Genomic DNA, 2,709 nt, shown 5'->3' with positions numbered 1-2,709 from the left:
ACATAATACCAATATCCATCCCTGACAAGGCTGGTTCTATTAAACTCGGCAAATCTTCAGCAAGAGTCTTTTTGCTAAGCAGCTCAAACTGAAGCTCGCTAATAGGAGTTTGAATAGACAACGAACTTAGAAATCGGCGAGTGGTTCGCACATTCTCTACTAAGAAGTACGTAAGATGATTAACCACTTCAATTATTTGGCGCGGCAATACCGAATGTTGAGTGTCGGGAGCGATAATCGTTGGAATTAGATAAATAGTACCTTTGTGGGCGGATTCACTCATGATTAATGAATAATCAACGGAAAAATATGGGACTGATACTGATTGTAGTCGGAAGTATTATTGTACTTTTTGGACTGCTATTCTACTTTTCAGATGGTATTCCACTACTCGGAAAATTGCCAGGCGATATTCGTATTCAGCGCAAGAACTTCAGTTTTTATTTTCCGGTAACTACCGGTATTTTGTTAAGTATCGTCATTTCACTAGTACTCTACCTCATCCGGCGGTTTAGCTAGTTTGCAAAAACTTCATCAGCGATTTGTAAAGGGCATCGGGTTGTTCAGCGTGTACCCAATGTCCAGCATTCTCTATTGTGACTACCGTAGCTTGAGGAAAAATCTCTTGTATCAATGTTTCATCTTCTGCTCGGATGTAATCTGATTTTGCCCCGCGAACAAAAAGGGTAGGTCTATCCACTAAATTATTGGTGGGTACAGCTACACCAACATTTTCTATATTCGCCTGAATAGCTGACAGATTAAGCTTCCAAGAGAAAGAATTATTGTTTTCCCGTTTCAAGTTCTTCATCAAAAATTGCCGTACCCCAAAGTCGGGCAAATGAGGCTTTAGCTGATCTTCAATATCCTTTCGACTGGTAGCTGATGCTAAATTTACCCCACTCATTGCATCTAAAATATGCTGATGGTGAACTGGGTAGGAGCGAGGAGCAATATCTACTACAATTAACTTAGCAAAAGCATTTGGGTGCGTTACCGCGTAAAACATTGCGGCTTTCCCACCCATAGAGTGTCCAATAATAATAGGGTTCTCTAGCTGATGCTGCTGAACAAACTCATATATATCCATGGCCATCGCTGGGTAATCGAAAGTGTCGCTATGCGGAGAGAGTCCGTGATTACGCTGGTCGACCAAAAATACTTGGTAATCGGTAGCTAGTTGTTTTCCGAAAGTTTGCCAGTTGTCGGATGTGCCAAAAATACCGTGTAAAATAATAATAGGTTGGCCTTCGCCTAAGGTGCGATAGTGCAGTTTCATACTAACGGTTGACAGATGACTTAATACTTTCTGGAGGCTGAGGCATCGGACTAGCATACTGTCGGAACACACGGATGCGCTTAATACGTTTGTTATCTACTGCTACTACCGTAAACACGTATTTATCGTGTTGAATCTTTTCGCCTGCTCGTGGCAACTTAGCGTGGATTTCAAGTAATAGTCCGCCAAGCGATTCACTTTCGCCTTTCACGCTTTCAAATAAGGAGATGTCTTCATCTAATATTTTGCAGAAATCATTTAGCGAAGTTTTTCCTTCAAACACAAAAGTATTATCATCCAGCTTGTTATAGTGAATATCATTTTCATCAAACTCATCATTAATCTCTCCTACTATCTCTTCAATAATATCTTCCAGCGTAATTAGACCAGATGTACCCCCGTATTCATCCACTACGATAGCCATATGCACCCGTTTCTCCTGAAAATCTTTTAAAAGTGAATCAATCTTCTTGCTCTCTGGTATAAAAAACCCTTTATGCAGCAGGTTTTGCCAGATAAAGGTACCCGCCTGATCGAGGTGGGGAAGCAGATCTTTTACGTACAAAATACCCTCAATACTATCAATAGTTTCTCGGTAGATAGGCAGGCGAGAGTAGCCGGTTTTGTTCACAATGTCCATTAACTCGTAAAAGTCAGTCTCAATATCAATGGCAGTAATATCAATACGAGACCGCATTACCTGCTTTACGGAAAGCGTGCCAAAGTTAACAATACCCTTCAGAATGCCCTTCTCTTCTTCAGTGGCTGTTTCATCATTACGAGTAGTAATCTCCAGAGCTTGATTTAGCTCATCTACCGAGACGTGATAGCCTTTTCTATCCAATCTTTTTTCTACCAGACTGCTAAATGACATTAACGCCAAAGATAACGGTTTGAAAAAACGGGCCGAAGCACGTAAAGCACCAGCAGTGCGCTTAGCAAAAACTAACGAATAATGAACGGCGTACTGCTTCGGTAAAATCTCTCCGAAAAACAAGATAGCAATGGTTATCGACGTGGTAAGAATTATGATAACACTACCATCAGCATCTTTCCCAAAGTATTGCCAAGTTGCGTAGGTCGATAGTGTGACAATAGCCACGTTAACTAAGTTATTAAGAATCAAAATAGTTGCCAGCAGCAATCTAGGTCGCGCTAATAGTTCGGTAATGTGGCGATCAGCCGGGTTCTGACTATCTCTACAGATACTTACTTCATCCGACGATAGTGAGAAGAAAGCTACTTCCGAGCCAGAAATCATGGCCGAACAAAGCAGCAGGATTATCACTACTAGCACCATACCTATATAAAATGGATTGAGTATGGCAAATAAATCAGCCAGAATTGGGTCAGTAAATAAAAAAAGTAGCAATTTCGGGAAGAGGCTGGCGGCAGCCCCGTCGTCTGAGGGAGGTTCCAATAGATTAGGG

The 2,709-nt window shown here is 41.4% G+C and carries 3 protein-coding genes and 1 pseudogene; 1 reads left to right on the top strand and 3 read right to left on the bottom strand.

The features are described from left to right. Positions 1 to 283, bottom strand: a pseudogene (locus tag WBA23_RS16510) (SAM-dependent methyltransferase); the annotation flags it as partial. Between the two features lie 26 nt (positions 284 to 309). Between WBA23_RS16510 and WBA23_RS16505 the strand changes: the two are divergent. Further along, positions 310 to 519, top strand: coding sequence for a DUF2905 domain-containing protein (locus WBA23_RS16505; RefSeq protein ID WP_424583387.1), 210 nt, complete (start codon positions 310 to 312; stop codon positions 517 to 519). Here WBA23_RS16505 and WBA23_RS16500 read toward each other — a convergent pair. Next, complete coding sequence (locus WBA23_RS16500; RefSeq protein ID WP_424583386.1) at positions 512 to 1,279, bottom strand: alpha/beta fold hydrolase; 768 nt, start codon at positions 1,277 to 1,279, stop codon at positions 512 to 514. The two genes, WBA23_RS16505 and WBA23_RS16500, sit on opposite strands and share 8 nt — an antisense overlap. Position 1,280: 1 nt before the next feature. Then, entirely contained in the window at positions 1,281 to 2,651 is a 1,371-nt protein-coding gene (gldE, locus tag WBA23_RS16495) for a gliding motility-associated protein GldE (RefSeq protein ID WP_424583388.1), read from the bottom strand. Between the last annotated feature and the right edge of the window lie 58 nt (positions 2,652 to 2,709).

The organism is Tunicatimonas sp., from assembly GCF_049647865.1.
GTDB lineage: Bacteria > Bacteroidota > Bacteroidia > Cytophagales > Cyclobacteriaceae > Tunicatimonas.
This window is presented reverse-complemented; position numbering and strand designations above follow the sequence as displayed.

Excerpts from the sequence above, each read along its gene's own strand:
- WBA23_RS16505 (WP_424583387.1), top strand. The coding sequence starts at position 310 with ATGGGACTGATACTGATTGTAGTCGGAAGTATTATTGTACTTTTTGGA.
- WBA23_RS16500 (WP_424583386.1), bottom strand. The coding sequence starts at position 1,279 with ATGAAACTGCACTATCGCACCTTAGGCGAAGGCCAACCTATTATTATT.